This is a genomic window from Arthrobacter jiangjiafuii (assembly GCF_018622995.1).
Lineage (GTDB): Bacteria > Actinomycetota > Actinomycetes > Actinomycetales > Micrococcaceae > Arthrobacter_B > Arthrobacter_B jiangjiafuii.
Genome location: NZ_CP076022.1, coordinates 3,538,137 through 3,560,273 on the forward strand (window position 1 = coordinate 3,538,137; position 22,137 = coordinate 3,560,273).

Genomic DNA, 22,137 nt, shown 5'->3' on the forward strand with positions numbered 1-22,137 from the left:
ACGGGGCAGGCGCCCCGCCGGTTGGCGGAGCGCCTGCTTTGCTGCGTTTCCCACGCGCTGACGACTAGGCCGGCAGCTGCAGGACCTGGCCGGTGGTGATCAGGTCCGGGTGGATGATGGTATCGATATTGGCGTTGTGGAGGGCCTCCCAACCGCCTTCGATACCCAGCTTCTCGGCGATGGTGGAGAGCGTGTCGCCGGACTGGACGGTGTAGGTTTCACCGCTCAGGTCCTGCACGGGGGCCTGCGGCACGGCGGCCTCAGGTGCTGCCGCCTGGGGAACCGTGTAGGTCTCCACGGGCACGGTCTCCTGGACCGGGGCCGGGGCGGCCTGGGGAGCCACGTACTCCTGCGTGGCCTGCGGAGCCTGGCTCTGGGTGCTCACCGAGCCGGTGGCACCGCCGGACAGGCCCAGCTTGGCGGAGCAGGCGGGCCATGCGCCCCATCCCTGGCCGGCGAGAACACGCTCAGCCACCGCGATCTGCTGTTCACGGCTGGCGGAGGCAGGGTCGCCGGAACCGCCGTAGGCAGCCCAAGTGCTCGGGGAGAACTGAAGGCCGCCGGAGTATCCGTTGCCGGTGCTGGTGTTCCAGTTACCGCCGCTCTCGCACTGTGCAAGGGCATCCCATGTACTCGGTTCGGCAGCCTGGGACGGTACTGCGGTCAGGGCGAGGCCTGCACCTGAGAGTGCTGCGACAGCGAGTCCCCGGCGCACGTTTCGGCTGATCATAGACTTGGTCATAAAAATCGGCTGCTCCCAGGGGCCCACCGGCGCTCCACCCTTCCCAGGGTTTCCCTACGCTGTCGCCAGCCCCATAGTGAATCGAGGGCATGGTAACGGTGCCTGACGAAGTGGCGACATCTGGTGGCTCGCGGCACCGAGCGTGCGGCTGCACCTGGAGCGGTGCCAGCCTTGCCGGGATTTACGAACACCCGGCGAATGGTCCGGTCTCATTTCGAACCCGGTCCGGTCTCTTCCCGAACCGTTAACCACGCTAAGACACATCCGGCCCGATGCCAAAATGGTATGCAACACATTGAATCGTTATGCATCCGAGATCAGCATGGATAAGCGGATCCTGTATAAGGAATACTTCGCGGTGTGCGAAACCTCATATTGCACCGGCGGCCGCGTTGTGGACACCACCGGAGACCGGGTCTAGGGTTTGTCCACGTGCTCACATTCTTCAATGCGCTGAAACGCATTCTGGTGGGGCGTCCCTTTGGCAACGAACGGCTTTCGCGCACCCTTCTCCCCAAACGCATCGCACTTCCCGTGTATGCCTCCGATGCCCTCTCGTCCGCCGCGTACGCGCCGGACGAAATCCTGCTGACCCTGGCCCTGGCCGGGGTCACCGCCGTGACCCTCTCACCGTGGGTGGGACTCGCCGTCATAGTGGTCCTGCTGACCGTGGTGGCGTCCTACCGGCAGAACGTCCACGCCTATCCCTCCGGCGGCGGGGACTATGAGATTGCCAGCGCCAACCTGGGCAAGCCCGCCGGACTGACCGTGGCTTCAGCGCTCCTGGTCGACTATGTGCTCACCGTGGCGGTATCCATGTCCTCGGCATCGCATTATCTGGTGACCGCCGTCCCCGCCCTGAACGGCCAGCAGGCGCCCATTGCCGCCGTCGGCGTCGCCGTCCTTGTCCTGGTGAACCTGCGCGGAATCCGCGAGGCGGGAGCCGTTTTCGCCTTGCCGACCTACCTCTTCATGGCCTCCGTGCTGGGCATGTGCGCCATTGGCGCATTCCAGGCGGCCACCGGAAACCTTGCCGATGCGCCCTCTGCAGGCTTTGACCTGGTCCCCGAGTCCGGGCTGGACAGTGGCCTGGTGGGACTCGCCGGAGCCTTCCTGCTCCTGCGTGCCTTCTCCTCCGGGGCGGCCGCCCTGACCGGGGTGGAGGCCATCAGCAACGGGGTGCCGAACTTCCGCAAGCCCAAAAGCACCAACGCCGCCAGCACCCTGCTCCTCCTGGGCGTGTTCAGTGCCACCATGCTGGCCGGCATCCTGGCCCTGGCCAGTGCCACCCGGGTCCGTGTGGTCCAGGATCCCGCCACGCAGCTGACCCGCGACGGCGTCCCGGTGGGCCCGGACTACGTGCAGCATCCAGTGATCAGCCAGCTGGCGGAAACCGTCTTCGGTGACGGCAGCATCGCGTTCTTCGTGGTTGTGGCCGCCACCGGCCTGATCCTGGTGTTCGCCTCCAACACGGCATTCAACGGGTTCCCCGTGCTGGCCTCGATCCTCGCGAAGGACGGCTTCCTCCCCCGGCAGATGCGCACCCGCGGCGACCGGCTGGCCTTCAGCAACGGCATCATTTCCCTGGGTGTTGGTGCCCTGGCATTGATCATCATTTTCGACGCCGATGTCACCCGGTTGATCCAGCTCTACATCGTGGGCGTGTTCGTCTCGTTCACCATCAGCCAGCTGGGCATGATCCGGCACTGGACGGCAAAGCTGGGCACGGAGCGGAGCAGGGAGAACCGGCACCGGATGCAGCGCTCCCGGGTGATCAACGCCGTCGGCTTCGGCATGACTGCCCTGGTGCTGCTGATCGTGCTGGTCACCAAGTTCACCCACGGCGCATGGATCGCCCTGCTGGCGATGGGCGGGCTGTACCTGCTCATGTTCACCATCCGCTCGCACTACGACTCGGTGGCGCGGGAACTGGCAGTGGACGACGGCGTGCAGGGTTTGGCCCTGCCCTCGCGGGTGAATGCCGTCATCCTGGTCTCCAAGGTGCACAAGCCGGCGCTGCGCGCCCTGGCCTATGCCCGCGCCTCGCGGCCCAACTCCCTGAATGCCATCATTGTGGACATCGATACCGAGGACACCCGGCGGGTCATGGAGGAATGGGACCGGCTGCAGATCCCGGTCCCGCTGACGGTGCTCTCCTCGCCGTACCGCGAGACGGTCTCCCCCGTACTGGCGTATCTGCGCGAGGCCCGGCGCACGGGACCGCGGGAACTGTTTGTCGTCTACATTCCCGAGTACGTGGTGGGGCGCTGGTGGGAGCAGCTGGTGCACAACCAGACCGCTCTGCGGATGAAGGCGCGGCTGCACTTCGAACCGGGCATCATGATCGCCAGCGTTCCCTGGCAGCTCGCCTCCAGCCGCGACAGCAACGCCACGCCCACGCCCGGGTCCGGACTCTAGCGCCGGCGCCGGTTGCGGCGTTGACTGTCGCGCCGGCGTCGGCGCCGGGACCGGGACCGCGGAAGGCCGGTCAGCGATTGAACAGACGGCCTGCCTGGCGGGCGGTACCGCTCAGGCCTCGGCTGCGCCGCTGTCTGGAACCGGCAATCCCCGGCCGGCGAGGACGGACCGGTAGGCGTACTCGCTCAGGCGGCCTTCACTCCGGGCCTGCTCAACGGTGTCGAAGGACCGCGGGCCCTGCTCGTCGCTGTAGGGGAAGTGGATCAGCTCGGCAACAAGCTCCCACTCCTCGGCGATGGTGTCGATCAGTTCGCCGGGGGTCTCGTCCTGGCCCGGCCCGCCGCCCAGCGCTGTCCAGGATCCTTCGGGAACGCGGTAGGCCTCCAGCCGGTCAAGGTCGGCTTCCAGTTCCTCGAGGGAGGCATACTCGGTCTGGGCCTCGGGTGGCACCGAGCCGTCCGGCGTCGCGAGCTGGCTGACAAATCCGGTTTCGAGCGGATACACGGAGGTGGGCACCGGCTCGCCTTCCTCCAGGTAGGCGGGCAGCTGCGACGGCATCCAGTACCAGGCGTCGCCGTCGAGCGCGCCGCCGGGCTGGCTTCGCTCGCTGATCCAGCCGCGGGCCGTGAGCAGCGCCTCGCCATCATCGCTGGTGAAGGTCGGGGTGTTGCCGAAGAGCAGGTTCGTCTCGTGTTCTGTGCGGCGGGCCTGCTTCTTTTTCGCTGCGGCCTTCTTGCGGGGCTTGGACTTGGGCACGGAATACTCCTTGGGACGAACTGGTCAGGGGGCGGTGCGGCAATTGACCTGTGGGGGATTGACCTGCGGGCTGCAAACCGGCAGTACCGATTCTAGTCGGCCGCTAGAAGCCGGAGCCGCCCTCGACCGCCATGTTGGAGAAGCGGGAGTAGTGGCCCTGGAAGCCCACGGTGATGGTCTTGGTGGGACCGTTACGGTGCTTGGCTACGATTACGTCCGCCTCGCCGGCACGCGGGGATTCCTTGTCGTAGATGTCTTCACGGTGCAGCAGGATCACCATGTCGGCGTCCTGCTCGATGGAACCGGATTCGCGCAGATCCGAGATCATCGGCTTCTTGTCGGTACGCTGTTCGGACCCACGGTTCAGCTGTGAGAGGGCGATGACGGGAACTTCGAGTTCCTTGGCGAGCAGCTTCAGCGCACGGGAGAACTCGGACACTTCCTGCTGGCGCGACTCCACTTTTTTACCGGAGGACATCAGCTGCAGGTAGTCAAGGACCACCAGCTTCAGGTCATGGCGCTGCTTGAGCCGCCGGCACTTGGCGCGGATTTCCATCAGGGACATGTTGGGGCTGTCGTCGATGAACAGCGGAGCGTCGTTCATCCGCCCCATGGTGGTGGCAATTTTGCCCCACTGCTCGTCCTTGATGGTTCCCTTGCGCAGGTCCTGGAGGGCGATGGTGGCCTCGGCGGACAGCAGGCGCATGGCGATTTCGTTGCGCCCCATTTCCAGGGAGAAGAAGACCGTGGTCATGTTGTTCTTGATCGCGGCGGAGCGGGCGAAGTCCAGTGCGAACGTGGACTTACCGACGGCAGGCCGGGCAGCGATAACGATCATCTGGCCGGGGTGCAGTCCCTGTGTCAGCTCATCGAGTTCGTAGAAGCCGGTGGGCACACCGGTCATCCCCTCCCCCTTGTGCTGGGCGGCTTCGATCTCGTCCACCGTGCCCTCGATGATGTCCTTCAGCGGGACATAATCCTCGGCGGTGCGCCGTTCAGCCACCGCGTAGACCTCGGCCTGCGCGGCGTTGACGATGTCGTCAACCTCCATGCCGTCGCTGGAGTAGCCCAGCTGCACGATCTTGGTTCCGGCGTCCACCAGCCGGCGCAGCACCGCGCGTTCGCGGACGATCTCCGCGTAGAACCCGGCGTTGGCTGCGGTAGGCACGGACTGGATCAGCGTGTGCAGGTAGGCGGGCCCGCCAATGCGGCCGATTTCGCCGCGCTTGGTGAGCTCATCCGAGATCGTCACCGCATCGGCCGGCTCGCCTCGGCCGTACAGGTCAATGATCGCTTCGAAGATGGACTCGTGTGCAGGCCGGTAGAAGTCAATGCCGCGGAGGACCTCGACGACGTCGGCAATCGCGTCCTTGGAGAGCATCATGCCGCCCAGGACGGACTGCTCGGCCACCAGGTCCTGCGGGGGTGTCCGCGCAAAATCCCCACTGGAGCTCGGTGCCGGTGAGTCGGTATGCGTGAGCGACACGGTGTAACCCTTTCCCAAGGTACTTCTGTGGTGCGATCCCTGCCCGGTGGCAGTTGATTCAGGTATATCCCGCCGCGGTGACACTTTTGCGGACGGCAGCCGGGCCGCAGGAGGCGGTCACAGGCAACGGCCAGGAGTCGTTTAGAAGGGATTCACCCGCAACCGTAGCCCCGAAAACCGCCGGACCCAAACGAGTTATCCACAGAGCCTGTGGATAAAATGTTCATAACTGGGCGTGTCTTGTGCACAGGTTGGGCATAAGGATGTGGATAACTAATTATCTTTGGCGCAAATACGGCTCTGACTAGGAGAAACGCTAGTCCACACCTGTGTATAGACACTATTTTCCGTCAACATTCAGGCCATGCCTGCAGGTTGACAGGAGCCGTAAATGGGCATAGGGAAGCCGGTTATCCCTAACTCCGGCCCGATTTCCACAACTGATATCCACAGCCGGTCCTGGGCGCTGTGGATAGTGCCGTCAGGTGTCGAGCTCGCGCCCTTCTGCTTCGCCCATTGTCGGGCTCGTGCCCTGTAGATTCGCCCGGTGTCGGGCACATGCCGCTTTCCCGCCCGGATTCCGGCATGATCTCCACACTCGATGCCCAGCGGACCCGCTCCAGTCGCCCAGTGTTGAGCTCGCGCCCTCTGGCTCCGCCGAGTGTTGAGTTGGTGCCCTTCCGCTTCGCCGAGTGTCGAGCTCGCGCCCTTCGGCTTCGTCCGTTGTCGGGCTTATGCCGCTTACGCGCCCGGATTCCGGCATGATCTCCACAGTCGGCGCCAACGGATCCGCACTGGCGCACAGGCGGCCAGGCGTCGAGGCGCCACCCAGGAGCCGCAGGCGTCCGCTGGGCGCATCCGGAGACGCAAAAGCGCCCCCCACCAAGGGTGGAGGGCGCCAAGCAGCACACCGGATGGTGTGCAGGTGGCCGTACTAGCTGGCTACGACGTTGAGGTCGATGACAGCAGCAACGTCGTCGTGCAGACGAACGTTGGCCTGGAAGGAACCAACCGACTTGATGTGCGTCGGCAGTTCAACCTTGCGCTTGTCGATGGTGCCGAGACCGGCAGCCTCGACAGCAGCAGCAACATCGGCGGGCTTGACCGTTCCGAAGAGACGTCCGGACTCGCCGGCCTTGACGGTCAGGGTGACCGGCTTGGCGGAAAGTGCAGCGGCCTGCTTCTGAGCATCTTCCAAGGAAGCGTGCTCGCGGGCGGCGCGGGCAGCCTTGATGGACTCAACCTGCTTCTCGCCACCCTTCGTCCAGGTCAGAGCGAAGCCACGGGGCAGAAGGAAGTTACGTGCGTAACCGTCCTTAACCTCGATGACGTCGCCGGCAGCGCCGAGACCGGTTACTTCGTGGGTCAGAATGAGCTTTGCCATGAGTTAGGTTCCTTTCCTTAGCCGCGGCCAGCGCCGGAGTACGGCAGGAGAGCAACTTCACGGGCATTCTTGATTGCCTGTGCAATTTTGCGCTGTTCCTGCACGGTTACGCCAGTTACGCGACGGGCGCGGATCTTTCCGCGGTCGGAAATGAACTTGCGCAGCAATGCTACGTCCTTGTAGTCGATGACAGTGATGTCAGCGGCCTTCAAGGGATTGGACTTTGGTTTGGGCTTGCGAAGTTCAGCCTTAGCCATCGTGGAGCTCCTTATGTCTAGTGGAGCCCGTGGATCATTCCACGGGATGGGCTCGACGGCGAATGCCGTCTGAGGTTGCGCCCGGAGGCGCAGGGTGAAGGGATGCACTTATCCCCGCGAGGGGAGGTGCCGCTCTTCGGTGGTGATTTAGAAGGGCGGATCGTTGGAATCCGGTCCGTTGCCCCAACCGCCGGCGTTGCCGCCGCCTGCCGGAGCACCCCAGGGATCTTCGGCCGGTGCAGCCTGAGGCTGCTGCTGGCCTCCGCCCCATGCAGGGTTGGAATTGCCGCCGAAGCCGCTGTTCCCGGAGTTTCCATTGTTGCCGCCAAAGCCGCCGCCACCGCCGCCGGAGCGCTGGGTGCGGGTGACCTTTGCGGAGGCGTACCGGAGCGAGGGGCCGATCTCGTCGACCTCAAGCTCCATTACGGTGCGCTTTTCGCCTTCTTTGGTTTCATACGAACGCGACTTCAGGCGGCCCTGGCAAACAACACGCGTCCCCTTGGTCAGGGATTCGGCCACGTTCTCAGCGGCTTCGCGCCAGACAGAAGCCCGGAGGAACAGCGTTTCGCCGTCCTTCCAGTCATTCGACGTCCGGTCGAAGGTCCGCGGAGTCGAGGCAATGGTGAAGTTAGCCACTGCCGAACCCGACGGTGTGAACCGGAGTTCCGGATCATTCGTTAGGTTGCCGACGACGGTAATAGTTGTCTCGCCTGCCATGTTGCCTCCTGATATCGGTTTGGTTTGCAGAAATTACTCTGCGGAAACCTTTGCAGCTTCAGCCTTTGCGGCCTTCTTGGCATCCTTCTTCGAGATCTTCTGCTCTTCCGGGCGGATGATCTTGGTGCGCATGATGGTCTCGTTCAGGCTCAGCTGGCGGTCAAGCTCAGCAGCAGCTGCAGGCGTCGCGGTGAAGTTAACCACTGCGTAGATGCCTTCAGCCTTCTTCTGGATTTCGTAGGCGAGGCGGCGACGGCCCCAGATATCGACCTTGTCGATGGTTCCACCATCGTTGCGGACGACATTGAGGAACTTATCGAGCGAAGGCTCGACGGTACGCTCTTCTACCTCGGGGTCGATGATAACCATCAGTTCATAAGCACGCATTTGTGAACCCACCTCCTTTGGGCTATACGGTCACGGCATTTCCGTAACAGGAGGTTCTTTTGCGTTGTCGTCCCGCCGGTCCTGGGTGACCAGGAGGCGGGAAAGCCGTCGGCAGGGCCGACAGCACAGACTTAGCTAGTCTACCGGACCGGGGAAGGTGCTCCGGACCGGCCGGTCACCCGGTGAAGAACTCTTCGCTGACCGCGGCCAGGTAGAACGGGTCCTGCACACCGGCCATCTCCCGGGCCGAATGCATCGACAGCAGGGGGACGCCGACGTCGACGGTGCGGATACCGAGCCGGGTGGCCGTGAGCGGGCCGATGGTGGAGCCGCAGGGCACCGAGTTGTGCGAGACGAATTCCTGGTAGGGAATTCCGGCGGCCCGACACAGGCGGGCCCAGCGGGCGGCACCGGGAGCATCCGTGGTGTAACGCTGGTTCGCGTTGATCTTCAGCAGCGGCCCGCCGTTGAGGACCGGATGGTTGGCCGGATCGTGGCGGTCTGCGTAATTGGGGTGCACCGCGTGGCCGGCATCGGCAGAGATACAGAAGGACGCGGCAAAGGCCTGCTGCCGGTCCAGCGCTGAACCGCCCAGACCGCCGGAAATCCGGTTCAGCACGTCTTCCAGGAACGGCCCGGCCGCCCCGGAGCGGCTGCCGCTGCCCACTTCCTCATGGTCGAAGGCCGCCAGCACGGCGATGGAGCCGTCCGTTTTGGCTCCGGCGGCAGCGATCAGCGCAGTCAGTCCGGCGTGGACCGAGGACAGGTTGTCCAGCCGGCCGGAGGCGAAGAACTCCTGGTCCGCACCGAAGACGCGCGGTTCCTGGGTGTCCGCCGCCACGATGTCGTAGCCGCCCACCTGGTCAGCGCTGAGTCCCGCCTTGGCGGCCAGCAGCTGCAGCAGGTCTGCGGTCGAGGGGTCCCCCAGCCCCCAGACCGGATTCATGTGCTGCTGCTTGTCGAGCTTCAGGCCCTCGTTCACGGCCCGGTCAAGGTGGATGGCGAGCTGCGGGAAGCGCATCAACGGGCCCGTTGCCACCAGGTGTTCCTCGCCGTCGAGCGTTACCAGCCGTCCGGCCAGCTGCAGCTCGCGGTCCAGCCAGGAGTTCAGCAGCGGACCTCCGTAGACCTCCACCCCGGCCTGCAGCCAGCCCAGCCGTCCGGTGGTGGGGCGCGGCTTGAGCTTGAAGGACGGCGAATCCGTGTGGGTGCCCAGGATGGAGAACCCCGTCTGGGGTCCGGCCCCCTCCGGAATGATCCAGGCGATCAGCGCGCCGTCGCGGACCACAACGTACCTGCCGGGGACCCCGGGCCACGCCTGGCTTTCGTCGAGTTCGCTGAATCCGGCGGCGATCAGGCGGCGCGCACCTTCCCGGGCCGCATGGAAACTGGACGGAGCGGCGCTGACAAAAGCGCCGAGGTCATGGATGTGGGCCATTGCGTCAGACATACCCCGATTCAACCAGAGCCGGAGCGGCCCGCGTAACAACTCCCCAAAGCACGGGACACACCGCGGCTTAAACACGGAAACTCCCCGCTGTGGAGGAGTTTCCGGTGTTGGTGGTGCATCGGCGAAAACGGCGGCCGTTCTTCCGCCGCCTTCGCCGAAATTCTGGGTGTTTCGGGTCAGACGTCCCGGCGCTTGGCGACCACCAGGGAGATGACCAGAAGCGCCAGCGCCCAGGCGGCCATGACCAGCCCGCCTTCCAGGGCGGTGAGCTGCCCCTCGACGGCCTCCGTCACGAACAGCCGGTCACCGGCGTTGCTGGGCAGGAAGCGTGCCGCCTTCGGAATCCAGTCCGCCAGTCCCTGGATCAGGTTCACCACGATCACCGGCAGCACAAAGAACAGTCCGATGGCCGTCACCACTCCCCCGGCTGTATTGCGCAGCAGGGTTCCGATCGCCATGGAGATGACGGCGGTGAGGGCCAGGTAGATGCCGGTGCCCAGAATGGTCTGCGCCACGCCGTCGTCGGTCAGGGCGAACCCGAGGTCCTCGGGCGCCAGGATGGGCTGGATCACGAAGTAGGAAATCAGGGCCGCGCCAGCGCCAATGAGGAACGCGACCAGCGCGATGACCAGGTTCTTGGCCAGCAGCGCGGGAATCCGCTTGGGTACCGCCACCATGGTGGAGCGGATCATGCCGGTGCCCCATTCCGAGGCGATGAGCACCACGGCCAGGGACGCGATGAGCAGCTGCCCGAAGATGTAGCCGATGCCAGGCGTGGAGATGGCAGTATCGCGCAGCTCCTGCACGCCGCCCAATTGGGCCTGCAGTTCCGGCGGGCTGTCCGCCATGAACTGCAGCGAGACGATGAGCTGCCACGCGAAGAGAGCGGCCAGGCCCACCATGACCACCAGGGTGATGGTCAACAGGATCACAGTGGAGGGAACGGTGGTGACCTTGATCCATTCCGAGTGCAGGACGCGTCCGAAGTTCAGGCCCGAGCCGTCCCTGCTGCGGGCCGGAGCCGGTGTTGATGCCGGTGTTGTCTGGGTGCTCATGCTGATGTTCCTCCGCTGCGCGCTGCGTGGGCTCCGGTCTTGCGGACCGGTGCCGGGACTTCCTGCTGTTCCGGGTCCTCCTGCGGAGGCGGGCTGCCCTGGCCTGATGCCTGGCCGACCGGATGGGACTGGTATTCGACCTGGTCCCGGGTCAGTTCCATGTACGCGTCCTCCAGGGAGACCTGCCGGGGCGTGAGTTCGTAGATCAGGATCTGCCGTGCCAGTGCCACCTCGGCAATAGTGCGCGGATCCCGGCCGGTGATTTCCATCAGGTCCGGTCCCATCTCCACGAAGGACGTTTCGCGGTTTTCCAGCTCGCGGCGCAGTTCCGCCGGCTGGTCTGTCCGGACCAGGGTCCGCAGGCGTCCGCCGCCGTCGATAACCTCACCGATGGGGGCATCGGCGATGATGCGGCCACGGCCAATCACGATCAGGTGGTCGGCAGTGACTGCCATTTCACTCATCAGGTGAGAGGAAAGAAACACCGTGCGCCCCTCTGCGGCCAGGCCTTTGGCCAGGTTCCGCACCCACAGCACGCCTTCGGGATCCAGGCCGTTGACCGGTTCGTCGAAGATCAGGGTCTGGGGATCGCCCAGGAGCGCTGCGGCGATGCCCAGCCGCTGGCCCATGCCCAGGGAGAAGCCGCCGACCCGCCGCTTGGCGACCGGGCCCAGGCCCGTCAGCTCAATGACCTCGTTGACGCGCTTCTTGGAGATGCCGTGCGTTGTTGCCAGGGCCCGCAGGTGGTTGTAGGCGCTGCGCTTGGTGTGAACGGCCTTGGCATCCAACAGGGCGCCGACTTCATGCAGCGGCGCCTTGTGCTGGGCATAGGGCTTGCCGTTGACGGTGACGGCCCCGCCCGAGGGGCGGTCCAGTCCGACGATCATGCGCATGGTGGTGGACTTGCCTGCACCGTTGGGGCCCAGGAAGCCGGTAACCCTGCCGGGCTGGACGGTAAAGGAAATGCCGTCGACGGCGGTCTTGCTGCCGTAGGTTTTGGCGAGGCTGTGGGCCTCAATCATGGTGCGTCCTCACGTTGGAGTGGAAGCGGTCAGTCGGGAGTCCGGTTCCGGTTCCCGGTGACGGGCGGCTCCAGCGTTTCCCCAGCTACTCCCAGCCTACGGGCACGCCTGCCGGTGGGCATGGCACCAGGGGATGATGTTGCCCGGATGTTATCCGCCGTAGGGATGAGGCAGGGGGTTAGACGTCGCGCTTCTTTACCACGACGACGGCGGCGGCCAGCAGGACCACCGCCCAGGCAGCGAGGACCAGGCCACCTTCCACCTGGTTGAGCTGGCCGTCCTGGATCAGGGTGGCCACCAGCTGCGTCGATGCATTGCTGGGCAGGAAGCGGGCCGCATCATCCACCCAGTCCGCCAGCCCGGACAGCAGTCCGGCAATGATCGGCAAGACAAACAGGGCGCCCACCAGCGTCACCACTCCCCCGGCCGTGCTGCGCAACAGGGCACCAATGGCCACGCCCATGACCGCAATCAGGGCCAGCACGGTGCCGGTATTGATGATGGAGGGCAGCACCCACTCCGCCTCCAGCCCAAAGCCCAGGTCCTCCCCCTCCAGGATCGGCTGGGACACCAGATACGTGGAGAAGGCCGCGAGGACACCCAGCACAAAGGACATGACGGCTATCACCAGGGTTTTGGCCAGAAGTGCCGGGGTACGGGTGGGAACGGCCACCATGGTGGTTCGAATCATGCCGGTGGTGTATTCGCTGCCCATCAGCACCACAGCCAACGCGGCGATCAGCAGCTGGCCGAAGGGCAGGCCGGAAGCCGGCACGTCGTACGCCAGACTCTGTGCCGAGGCGTCGAAGCCTCCGGGCGGTCCCACTGCGGGGTCACTGACCACTTGGACAGTGCCCCAGGCGACAAGGGCACCCAGCCCCAGCATCACCACAAAACTCACCGCCAGCAGGATGAGCGTGGAGGGCACCGTGACGGTTTTTATCCATTCCGAGTGCAGCACCCGGGGAAAGGTGACCCGGACCGTGTCCCGCCGGCCTGCCGGCGGCGCCGGGGCGGCGGCGGTACTCACGCTGTCCGTCCTTCCTGCGCCGGGACGTCTGCCGGCTGCTGGGACCGGTACTCAAGCTCGTCGCGGGTCAGTTCCATGTAGGCGTCTTCCAGCGAGAGCTGCTGCGGGGTGAGTTCGGTGATGAGGATGCGGCGGGAGAGCGCTGCCTCGGCAATGCTGCGGGCCGGCAGCCCGATGATCTCGAGGTGGCCGGCAGCCAGCCGGCGGATCTCCACATCGGCCGAGCCGACGGCGGTGATCAGCGCTTCGGCGTCGTCGGTCCGGACCCGGATCCTTTCCCTGGCGCTGCCGGCGGTGACCTCGTCCATCGGAGCGTCTGCCAGGATCCGGCCCCGGCCGATCACCAGCAGATGATCCGCCGTCACGGCCATCTCACTCATCAGGTGCGAGGAGATGAAGACGGTCCGCCCCTCCGCCGCAAGGCCGCGGGCCAGATTCCGAACCCACTGCACGCCTTCGGGATCCAGGCCGTTGACCGGTTCGTCGAGGATCAGTGTTTGCGGGTCCCCCAGCAGCGCGGCGGCAATCCCCAGCCGCTGGCCCATGCCCATCGAAAAGCCTCCCACCCGCTTTTTGGCCGCCGGGCCCAGGCCCGTCAGTTCAATGACCTCCGTGATGCGGCGGGCCGGGATGCCGTGCGTGGCTGCGAGCGCCCGGAGGTGGTTGTAGGCGGTCCGCTTGGGATGCACCGCCTTGGCCTCCAGCAGGGCCCCCACTTCATGCAGGGGTGCCTTGTGCCTGGCATAGGGCCGCCCGTTGACCGTGACGGTTCCGGCAGTGGGATTGTCCAGGCCGCAGATCATGCGCATGGTGGTGGACTTGCCGGCACCGTTGGGACCGAGGAATCCGGTGACCTTGCCGGGCTGCACGGTGAAGCTGACATTGTCGACGGCGGTTTTGGCGCCAAAGCGTTTGGACAGGCCTTGTGCCTCGATCATGCTGGGTCCTTACTGTGGCGGGAGCCTGTGGACGGCTACCGGGAGCTCACCGACTCGAACTTCCGGACCGCCAGCGGAATGAACACCAGCAGCATCACGGCCGAGCCGATCAGCACGGTAGCAACTGCGTGCTGCATCGGCCAGGTGTCCGGCACCGGGGTGGCACCCAGGTTGCCGAAAAGCTCACGGGCTGCCTGCACCAGGGCCGAGACGGGGTTCCAGTTCGCGAAGACCTCCAGCGGAGCCGGCAGGGTGGAACTCTGCACAAAGGCGTTGGAGATGAACGTGATGGGGAACAGGATCATGAACGAGGCATTGTTGATCGTCTCCGGAGACCGCACGGACATTCCGAGCAGGGCCATGACCCAGCTGAAGGAGTAGGAGAAGAGCAGCAGCAGCCCCACACCGGCCAGGAAGGAGCCAAACGAGGTGTTGACCCGCCAGCCCACCAGCAGCCCGGTGGCCATCATGATCAGCATCGAGATCGCGTTCAGCACAAGGTCCGAATTGGTCCGCCCGATCAGCACCGCGGACGGACTCATCGGCAGGGTCCGGAAACGGTCCACGATGCCCTCCTTGAGGTCCTGGGCCATCGCCGCACCGGAGAAGGTGGAGCCGAACACCACGGTCTGGGCGAAGATACCGGCCATCAGGTACTGCGTGTAGTCGGTGCCCGCCACGGAGATCGACCCGCCGTAGACCTGGCTGAACAGCAGCACGAACATGATCGGCTGCAGGACGGCGAAAATGATCATGTCCGGGGAGCGCTTGATCTTGATCAGGTTGCGCCAGGTAACGGTCCAGCCGTCACCTGCCCAGTTGGCTGTGGCTGATGTGCCGCGGCTTCCGGCCGCGGGCAGCCGTGTTGTAGCGGCGCTCATCGCCGGGCTCCTTCCTTGCTGGCGGCCCCCTCGGCCGCCCCGGCATCCGGATCCTCTTCGGCCGGCCGGCCGGTCAGCTGCAGGAACACGTCGTCGAGGGTGGGCCGGCGGATGCCGGCGTCGTGCAGTGCAATGTCCGCCTCCTGCAGGTCCGCGAGGACCAGCTGCAGGGTGGCCGGGCCGTTCTGGACAGCGACTTCCAGGGTCCGTCCGTCGTCGGCGGTATGCGGTTCGGCGGCGCCGTGGCGGGCGAGTATGGCGCGGGCTGCGCCGGCGTCGTTCCCGTCCACCAGGGCCACGGCAACACTGTGGCCGCCGATCAGCGACTTGAGCTGGTCCGAGGTGCCTTCGGCAATCACTGCCCCGCGGTCGATCACTGCCACACTGTCCGCCAGCTGGTCGGCTTCCTCGAGGTACTGGGTGGTCAGCAGCAGGGTGGTGCCCGCGGCAACAAGGTCCTTGATGACCTGCCACAGGGCCAGGCGGCTGCGCGGGTCAAGCCCGGTGGTCGGTTCGTCCAGGAACAGCACCCGGGGGCTGTTCACCAGTGCGCCGGCCAGGTCAAGGCGCCGGCGCATGCCGCCGGAATAGCCTTTGACCGGCCGGTTTCCGGCGTCGGTGAGCTCGAACATGTCGATGAGCTCCCCGGCCCGGGTCCGGGCCTCCCGGTCCGGGAGGTGGTAGAGCCGCCCGACCATCCGCAGGTTTTCCGTGCCGGTGAGGTTCTCGTCCACTGCGGCGTACTGGCCGGAAACACCGATGATGCGGCGGACCTCCTTGGGGTCAGCCAGGACATCGATGCCGTCGATGCTCAGCTCGCCGGCGTCGGGCTTGATCAGTGTGGTGAGGACCTTGACGGCCGTGGTCTTTCCGGCCCCGTTGGGTCCCAGCAGTGCCATGACTGTGCCCTCGGGAACTGCGATGTCCAGGCCGGCCAGGGCGTGGACCGGACCTGACTTGGACTTGTAGACCTTGGTGACTCCCCGCGCCGATATCAGCGGAACGGACCCGCGGTTGTCGGCAGGAGGGGTTGGGGAATTGAACATTGGTCGAAGATAGACCCGGCGATCCTGCTCCGGTACCCCCATTGCGGACACGTCCGGTCCGCGGCTCGCGGCGCCCCTCCGGGCCGCGGCTCCCGGTGCAGCTCAGGAGGCGGCCGATACTGCCCTGTCCTTGTCCCGTTCCGCCGCCGCGGGGGCAAACAGGATGGAAAGCAGCATTGCGGCACCCACCAGCAGCAGCGCGTTGCGCACGCCCCACAGCTCCCCGACGAAACCGAGCACGGGCGGGCCGACGAAGAACGCCATGTAGCCAATCGTGGACACCACTGACACGCGGCTTGCCGCGTGGGCCGGATCCTCGCCGGCGGCGGACATGCCCATCGGAAAGCCCAGCGCGGCACCGATGCCCCAGAACACCGCGCCGACGGCGGCCAGCAGCAGGTTCGGCGCCAGCACGAACAGCAGGAGCCCGGCCAGCGAGGCACTCATGCAGATCCGCAGGGCGGGAACCCGTCCCAGCCGGTCAATCAGCCGGGCACCGAACCAGCGGGTGACGGTCATCGCCGCCACGAAGATGCCGAACATCAGCGCGCCGGCGGTTTCGCTGGATCCCAGCCCGTCCACGGTGGCCTTCGCCACCCAGTCGTTGGCCGCTCCTTCGGTGAGGGCAGCGCCCAGCACCACCACCCCGATCAGCAGCGTGCGCCCCTCCTTCCAGGCCGCAAACCGCGACGGCGCCGCGGCCTGTGTGCCGCCGTCGTCGTGCGCTGGCACCGGATCAGGCAGGAAGTTCCGCGGCACTGCCAGCACCAGAACGGTAGCCAGCGTGAGGATCCCCAGCAGGTGCAGCGACAGTGAAATCCCGGCGGCGGACAGCCCGGCGCCAATCATGGCGCCGATAAATGCGCCGCCGCTGAAGGCCGCGTGGAACTTGGGCATCACGGTGCGGCGCAGGTGCCGTTCCACCTCCGCGCCCTCGAGGTTCATCGCCACGTCCCACAGCCCGATGCCCGCCCCGAACAACAGCAGGCCGCCGGCTGCCAGCGGCACGTTGGGCCAGAACAGGGAGGCGGCAATGATCAGGGACGCGGCCGACGTCGTCAGACCGCCCACGCGCACTGCGCCGGCGGTGCCGATGCGCTGGGCTACGGATCCGGCCAACGGCAGTGAGCAGACCGACCCCACGGCCGAGAACAGCAGCAGCAGCCCCACGCCGCCGGCACCGATGCCAAGGGATTCGGCCGCCGCCGGGATGCGGGCGGCCCAGCTGGCGAAGATGAGGCCGTTGAGCGCGAAGATCACGAAGACGGACATCAGGGCACGATCCAGGGAGCTCTTCACGCCACCATTGTGCAGGGAATCCGGGCCGCAGCGGAAACCGGACGCGCGGGCGCACCGGCCGGCGCCGGCCAAAAGCAGCGGCCGGCGAATAGCCGCTTGCCTGCCGCCGGAGCGGCTTAGCGGGCGCGGACGACGCGCTTTTCGTCCCAGACCGGGGTTTCGGACTCGTAGACCTTTCCGTCGGAGCCGAAGACCAGGAACCGGTCGAAACTGCGGGCGAACCAGCGGTCGTGGGTCACGGCCAGCACCGTGCCCTCAAACGCGTCGATGGCCTTTTCCAGCGCTTCAGCCGAATGCAGGTCCAGGTTGTCGGTCGGTTCATCCAGCAGCAGCAGGGTGGCGCCGGAGAGTTCCAGCAGCAGGATCTGCAGCCGGGCCTGCTGCCCGCCGGAGAGGGAATCGTATTTCTGCTCCGAGGACGCAGCCAGCCCGTACCGGTCCAGGGCGCCGGCGGCTGCCTCCCGGCCCAGGCCGGAACGGTGGTCGTCGCCGCGGTGCAGGATGTCCAGCAGGGTTTTGCCGAGCAGGTCCGGGCGCATCATGGTCTGCGCGAAGAAGCCGGGACGGATGCGGGCGCCGAGCTTCACCGAGCCCTCGTGCGGAACCGGAGCGATTTCCACCTCCGACACCGGCTCGTGTTCCTTCTCCGGATCCGTGCCGCCAGCGGCCAGCAGCCGCAGGAAGTGTGACTTGCCGGAGCCGTTGGAGCCCAGCACGCCCACCCGGTCGCCGAACCAGATTTCGGTGCTGAAGGGCTTCATCAGGCCGGTCAGTTCGAGCTTCTGCGCGACGACGGCGCGCTTGGCGGTGCGTCCGCCGCGCAGCCGCATCTTGACGTTCTGCTCGATCGGCAGTGCTTCGGGCGGGCCCGCCTCGAGGAACTTCGCCAGCCGGGTCTGCGCGGCCTGGTAGCGGTTGGCCATGTCGGAGCGGAACGCGGCCTTGTTCTTGTACATGTTGACGAGTTCCTTGAGCTTCAGGTGCTCCTCGTCCCAGCGCCGGCGCAGCTCCTCGAACCGGGCGTTGCGGTCCTCGCGGGCGGTGACGTAGCTGCTGAAGCCGCCGCCGTGGATCCAGGCCGAGGCACCGTTGATCCCGGGCTCCAGGGTGACAATGCGGGTGGCGGCGTTATCCAGCAGTTCGCGGTCATGGCTGACGAACAGGACCGATTTTTTGGATTCGGCCAGTTTGGCCTCCAGCCAGCGCTTGCCGGGAACGTCGAGGTAGTTGTCCGGCTCATCCAGGAGCAGCAGTTCGTCGGGGCCGGAGAACAGGGCCTCCAGGACCAGCCGCTTCTGCTCGCCGCCGGAAAGGGTGGAGGCCTTGCGGTACTGGGCCCGGTCAAAGGACAGCCCCAGGGCTGCCATGGTGACCTCGTCCCAGACCGTCTCCTGCTCGTAGCCCCCGGCGTCGCCCCAGTCCGCGATGGCGGTGGCGTAACGCATCTGGGTGGGTTCGTCGTCGTGCTCCATCATGGCCAGCTCGGCGGCATCCACGGCCCTGGCCGCGGCGGCCAGCGCCGGCGGTGCGGCGGAGACCAGCAGGTCCCGGACGGTGCTGTCGTCGCGGACCTGGCCCACGAACTGGCGCATGATGCCCATGGACCCGGATTTGGCCACGGTGCCTTCGTCCGCCTTGATGTCCTCGGCAATGATGCGCAGCAGCGTGGTCTTGCCGGTGCCGTTGGGCCCGATCAGGGCGGTTTTGTGCCCGTCCCCCACCTTGAAGCTGACGCCGTTGAGCAGCTGCCGGCCGTCGGAGAGGAAATAGTCAATGTTGGATACGTCGAGATGAGCCACGCTCCTATCCTCCCATCCGCCGCGCGTGTGAACGGTGGCGACGGCGTGGGGCAGGCGGGCGGGACACGGCGGGCCGCGGCGGGCCGCGGGCGGCACCCGCGTGGATCCGTGTGGACAGGAGCAGGCGCAACCTGCCTACGATGAAGATCCCGCTGCCTGTCCGGCAGCCGGGCCCCCCACCGCCAGGAGCGAGAATGATCTTCATAACCGTCAAATTCAACGTGCTGCCCGAGTGGACCGAGCGCTGGCCGGAACTGACCGCCGGCTTCACCGCTGCCACCCGCGCCGAGCCCGGCAACCTCTGGTTCGACTGGTCGCGCAGCCTGGAAAACCCCAACGAGTTTGTGCTGGTCGAGGCCTTCAAGGACGACGCCGCCGCCGCCCACGTGCAGAGCGATCACTTCCAGCAGGCAATGAAGGACATGGTTGTTGCCCTGGCCGAAACCCCGAAGATCATCAACACCACCATCGAGGGTGAAGAGTGGTCCCGGATGGGCGAGCTGACGGTGGAGTAGCTGCCTCCTGCCGGGCTACTTCTTGTCCGGCGCGTAGCCGGCCCGCTCAAGCATTTTCCGCAGGTCCACCACGGTCTGCTCGTCGATGTCCTTGCCGTGCGGCACGGACAGGAAGTCGGTCTGCCCGGCCAGCCTGACCTCGTACTTGCCGTTGTGCTCCCGGGTGGTCTCGGCCACTGCGTCCAACAGGGACCGGACGTCCTTCCACTCGATGTTGCCGCTGGAGGGATGCCGCAGGATCTTGTCCAGGGTGTCCCGGTGGTGGTTGTTCAGGTGCTCGGTCATGGGGAACCTCCTCCTTATCAGTTCCCCATGACCTGCTGCGGCGCGCAAGGCCCTCCAAGGCCCGGCAGGCCGGAATGGCTGCTATTTCCGGCTGCCGTTCCGGCGTGGGCCGGAAAACCTAGGCCGGTGCGAGATCCGGTACCGGCAGGCCAAAGACATCCTTCAACGCCAGCTCTGCCGCATGGAGGCCGCCCATGCCGTGCACTCCCGGGCCGGGCGGCGTGGAGGCAGAGCTGAGGTAAACCCCGGGGACGGACGTGCGCCACGGCTTGGCCGAGAGGACCGGCCGGATCAGCATCTGGGCGAGCGTCACGGCACCGCCGCCGAAGTCCCCGCCCACGTAGTTCTCGTTGTAGCGGGCCAGGTCCGCCGCCGTCGTCACCTGTGAACGCACGACGACGTCACGGAAGCCGGGCGCGAAGCGTTCAATCTGCGCGGTGACTGCCTCGGTCATGTCCACCGTGGAACCGGCCGGAACGTGGCAGTAGGTCCAGAGGATATGCCGGCCGGCCGGCGCCCGGGAGGGATCGAAGCTGCTCGGCTGGGACAACAGGACGTAGGGCTTCTCCGGATGCCGGCCCGCAGCAACCTGCGCCTCGGCCGCCGCCAGTTCCTCACGCCGCCCGCCCACGTGCACGGTGCCGGCCTGCCGCACGCCCCCGTTGGCCCAGGGCACCGGGCCGGACAGAATGAAATCCACCTTGCAGGCCGCGTTGCCGTAACGGAACCGTTCCAGGGCGCGGGCATAGCGCGGGACCAGCCGGTCACCGCCGAGCTGCAGGAGCACCGACGGGGAAACATCCAGGATGACGGCGCGGGAGTCCGCCACCTCGTCCAGTGATGCAATCCGGCGCCCAGTGACCACCTCGCCGCCGTGCGCCTGCACGTCGTCGGCCATCGCGTCCGCTATCGCCTGCGAGCCGCCGACGGGAATGGGCCAGCCCACCGTGTGCGCCAGCAGGGAGAGCAGCAGGCCGCCGCCGGCCGAGGGCAGCGAGGGCATCCGCCCCACCGGATGCGCCGCCACACCGGTCAGCAGGGCCGGCGCCCTGGCTCCGGAAAACCTCCGGTTCCACAGTCTGGTTCCCTGTTCGAGGGCAGCCCGGCCAAAAAGGGCTCCGGCCACCGGTTGCCGGTAGGCGCGGAACAGCGGAGACATGAGCAGGTCGGTAATAGCCTCGCTGCGCCGCACCAACGGCCGCATCAGGGCGTCGAAGGCGCCGCCGTCGTCCCCCAGGCCCTGCACGGTCCGATCCAGGTCACGGTAGGCCAGCCCGGCATCGCCGCCGTCGAGTGGATGGGCGTAGGAAATCTCCGGGACGGTCAGCCTGATGCGGTCTGCGAGGCCAAACCGGCGGAAGAACGGCGAGGCCAGGGCCATGGGATGCACCGCGGAGCAAACGTCGTACCGGTGCCCGGGTTCCAGCAGCTCCTTGGTCCGGCTGCCGCCGCCCACGGTGGGTTCGGTTTCAAACACCCGTACCGACAACCCGGCCCGGGCCATGACGAGCGCAGCAGCCAGTCCGTTGGGACCGGTTCCGACCACGCTGACGTCACTCATTGGGGTGCCTGTGGGTCCTTCCGTCCGGCGGTCCTGGCGGCAAGCGCCCTGGCGGAGGCGGGCAGGGCGCGGAGCTTCCGGGGCGCCTCGCGCCGCAGCTTCAGAGCCGTTGCTACCAGAGCGTACCGCTGCGGGCGCAGCGGGATGTCATAGGTGGTGGGAATGGTGACCACGGTCTTGGAAAAATTCCGCTTGAACGTGGTGACGTTGATCAGGCTTGGGTAGTTTTCGCTGACGATTCCGGTGAGGCCGCACGCGGTGTTGCCGGCTTCCTTAAGGACCTTGAATGACTCCCAGAGAAGGAGGTAGGGCGCGTTGGTCTTGCGGGCGTTGTGCGAGCTGGCAGCGAAGTAGTAGACGGAGTAGCCGCGGTACTCGGTGGTGATCAGCCAGGACACCGCCTCCCCATCCATGTAGGCCACCATCAGGCGCAGGTGGTCCCCGAGTTCGGTGAGGAGCGTCTCGTAGAAGGTCGACTCAAAACTGGAGAACCCGTCCCGGGCAGCCGTTTCCTGCATGATCGGGTAGAGCTCGGTGCGGAAGACCTCGGCCCAGCGCTTCCGCTCGATCGGAACGACCTTCACGCCGAGCTTCTCCGCCTTGCGGATCAGGTTCCGGGCGTTGGAGCGGAAGGAGGCGAAGATCGCTTCCGTGTCCGGGGTCAGGTCAACCACGATCTCGCGCTCGTACCAGCCGTGCTCCAGCGGACCGGATACCGGCGCCTGCGGATAGAGCACCTGCATGCGGATGTAGAGCGGGTCAACGGCCGGATCGTCGCGGAACTGCTCCTGCACCGTGGCGACCAGGCGGGCCTCGGCCGTATCGGTGCGTTCGGCGAACCAGGTGGGGCCGTTCACGACGACGAGGGAGGGTCGAAGCCGCCGGTCCGAGCGCAGGTAGCTGGCGGTGGCCACGAGCTTGTCGCCGTCGTAATAGGCCCAGATGCCGTAAGGCGTGCGTCCCAGTTTCCGTTCAAAGTCCGCCCAGTAGGGGGTTTGTTCCAGCGGGATCACCACATAGGGGTGCGCGGCGGCGAGTGCCTCAAATTCTTTCTGGTTAAGCTGTTCGAAACGGTAAGGAACGTGGGACACTATGCTTCTTTCGCCGGG

21 protein-coding genes are annotated in these 22,137 nt (G+C 66.3%); 2 read left to right on the forward strand and 19 right to left on the reverse strand.

The genetic code is table 11. The features are described 5' to 3' along the window. Nucleotides 1–64 precede the first annotated feature (64 nt). The gene (locus KKR91_RS16665) at nucleotides 65–730 is read right to left on the reverse strand and encodes a LysM peptidoglycan-binding domain-containing protein (protein ID WP_237687426.1); all 666 of its coding nucleotides are present in this window, start codon (nucleotides 728–730) and stop codon (nucleotides 65–67) included. Nucleotides 731–1,174: 444 nt separating this feature from the next. Between KKR91_RS16665 and KKR91_RS16670 the strand changes: the two genes are divergently transcribed. Next, nucleotides 1,175–3,160 carry an APC family permease gene (locus tag KKR91_RS16670; RefSeq protein ID WP_210227183.1) on the forward strand — a complete coding sequence of 662 codons (1,986 nt, stop codon included), beginning with the start codon at nucleotides 1,175–1,177 and terminating at the stop codon, nucleotides 3,158–3,160. Between the two features lie 111 nt (nucleotides 3,161–3,271). Here the strand turns inward: KKR91_RS16670 and KKR91_RS16675 are convergent, their stop codons facing one another. From KKR91_RS16675 to KKR91_RS16745, 15 genes are all read right to left on the reverse strand, one after another. Beyond that, the gene (locus KKR91_RS16675; protein WP_210227181.1) at nucleotides 3,272–3,916 is read right to left on the reverse strand and encodes a hypothetical protein; all 645 of its coding nucleotides are present in this window, start codon (nucleotides 3,914–3,916) and stop codon (nucleotides 3,272–3,274) included. Between the two features lie 103 nt (nucleotides 3,917–4,019). After that, nucleotides 4,020–5,402: a replicative DNA helicase gene (gene dnaB, locus KKR91_RS16680; RefSeq protein WP_210227178.1), complete on the reverse strand. Its 1,383-nt coding sequence runs from the start codon at nucleotides 5,400–5,402 to the stop codon at nucleotides 4,020–4,022. A gap of 934 nt (nucleotides 5,403–6,336) precedes the next feature. Beyond that, nucleotides 6,337–6,786, reverse strand: a complete 450-nt coding sequence (rplI, locus tag KKR91_RS16685) for a 50S ribosomal protein L9 (RefSeq protein WP_104053440.1) — start codon at nucleotides 6,784–6,786, stop codon at nucleotides 6,337–6,339. Nucleotides 6,787–6,803: 17 nt separating this feature from the next. Continuing rightward, entirely contained in the window at nucleotides 6,804–7,043 is a 240-nt protein-coding gene (rpsR, locus tag KKR91_RS16690) for a 30S ribosomal protein S18 (protein WP_003800144.1), read from the reverse strand. A gap of 147 nt (nucleotides 7,044–7,190) precedes the next feature. Further along, nucleotides 7,191–7,760, reverse strand: coding sequence for a single-stranded DNA-binding protein (locus KKR91_RS16695; protein ID WP_210227176.1), 570 nt, complete (start codon nucleotides 7,758–7,760; stop codon nucleotides 7,191–7,193). Between the two features lie 33 nt (nucleotides 7,761–7,793). Further along, complete coding sequence (gene rpsF / locus KKR91_RS16700) at nucleotides 7,794–8,147, reverse strand: 30S ribosomal protein S6 (RefSeq protein WP_152220935.1); 354 nt, start codon at nucleotides 8,145–8,147, stop codon at nucleotides 7,794–7,796. A gap of 175 nt (nucleotides 8,148–8,322) precedes the next feature. Continuing rightward, nucleotides 8,323–9,597, reverse strand: a complete 1,275-nt coding sequence (locus KKR91_RS16705; RefSeq protein WP_210227175.1) for a M18 family aminopeptidase — start codon at nucleotides 9,595–9,597, stop codon at nucleotides 8,323–8,325. A gap of 176 nt (nucleotides 9,598–9,773) precedes the next feature. Then, nucleotides 9,774–10,652 carry an ABC transporter permease gene (locus KKR91_RS16710; RefSeq protein ID WP_210227174.1) on the reverse strand — a complete coding sequence of 293 codons (879 nt, stop codon included), beginning with the start codon at nucleotides 10,650–10,652 and terminating at the stop codon, nucleotides 9,774–9,776. Continuing rightward, the gene (locus KKR91_RS16715; RefSeq protein WP_210227173.1) at nucleotides 10,649–11,674 is read right to left on the reverse strand and encodes an ABC transporter ATP-binding protein; all 1,026 of its coding nucleotides are present in this window, start codon (nucleotides 11,672–11,674) and stop codon (nucleotides 10,649–10,651) included. Before KKR91_RS16715 ends, KKR91_RS16710 begins: the two co-directional genes overlap by 4 nt. Nucleotides 11,675–11,852: 178 nt before the next feature. Then, entirely contained in the window at nucleotides 11,853–12,704 is an 852-nt protein-coding gene (locus KKR91_RS16720) for an ABC-2 transporter permease (protein WP_210227172.1), read from the reverse strand. Next, entirely contained in the window at nucleotides 12,701–13,642 is a 942-nt protein-coding gene (locus KKR91_RS16725) for an ABC transporter ATP-binding protein (RefSeq protein ID WP_210227171.1), read from the reverse strand. The genes KKR91_RS16720 and KKR91_RS16725 overlap by 4 nt, the downstream gene beginning before the upstream one ends. A gap of 35 nt (nucleotides 13,643–13,677) precedes the next feature. Next, nucleotides 13,678–14,523 (reverse strand): ABC transporter permease, encoded by an 846-nt coding sequence (locus tag KKR91_RS16730; protein ID WP_210227169.1) that lies wholly within the window; start codon nucleotides 14,521–14,523, stop codon nucleotides 13,678–13,680. Then, complete coding sequence (locus KKR91_RS16735; protein ID WP_210227167.1) at nucleotides 14,520–15,569, reverse strand: ATP-binding cassette domain-containing protein; 1,050 nt, start codon at nucleotides 15,567–15,569, stop codon at nucleotides 14,520–14,522. Before KKR91_RS16735 ends, KKR91_RS16730 begins: the two co-directional genes overlap by 4 nt. Nucleotides 15,570–15,671: 102 nt before the next feature. After that, a complete protein-coding gene (locus tag KKR91_RS16740) occupies nucleotides 15,672–16,841 on the reverse strand; it encodes an MFS transporter (protein ID WP_210228214.1) in 1,170 nt (389 codons plus the stop codon). A gap of 143 nt (nucleotides 16,842–16,984) precedes the next feature. Next, nucleotides 16,985–18,667, reverse strand: coding sequence for an ABC-F family ATP-binding cassette domain-containing protein (locus KKR91_RS16745; RefSeq protein ID WP_210227165.1), 1,683 nt, complete (start codon nucleotides 18,665–18,667; stop codon nucleotides 16,985–16,987). A 194-nt stretch (nucleotides 18,668–18,861) separates the two neighbouring features. Between KKR91_RS16745 and KKR91_RS16750 the strand changes: the two genes are divergently transcribed. Beyond that, nucleotides 18,862–19,182, forward strand: coding sequence for a putative quinol monooxygenase (locus KKR91_RS16750; protein ID WP_210227163.1), 321 nt, complete (start codon nucleotides 18,862–18,864; stop codon nucleotides 19,180–19,182). Between the two features lie 15 nt (nucleotides 19,183–19,197). Here the strand turns inward: KKR91_RS16750 and KKR91_RS16755 are convergent, their stop codons facing one another. From KKR91_RS16755 to KKR91_RS16765, 3 genes are all read right to left on the reverse strand, one after another. Further along, nucleotides 19,198–19,467 carry a hypothetical protein gene (locus KKR91_RS16755; RefSeq protein ID WP_210227161.1) on the reverse strand — a complete coding sequence of 90 codons (270 nt, stop codon included), beginning with the start codon at nucleotides 19,465–19,467 and terminating at the stop codon, nucleotides 19,198–19,200. 118 nt (nucleotides 19,468–19,585) lie between these two features. Further along, nucleotides 19,586–21,028, reverse strand: coding sequence for a phytoene desaturase family protein (locus KKR91_RS16760; protein ID WP_210227160.1), 1,443 nt, complete (start codon nucleotides 21,026–21,028; stop codon nucleotides 19,586–19,588). Next, nucleotides 21,025–22,119 (reverse strand): lipid II:glycine glycyltransferase FemX, encoded by a 1,095-nt coding sequence (locus tag KKR91_RS16765; RefSeq protein ID WP_210227159.1) that lies wholly within the window; start codon nucleotides 22,117–22,119, stop codon nucleotides 21,025–21,027. Before KKR91_RS16765 ends, KKR91_RS16760 begins: the two co-directional genes overlap by 4 nt. Nucleotides 22,120–22,137: the final 18 nt, after the last annotated feature.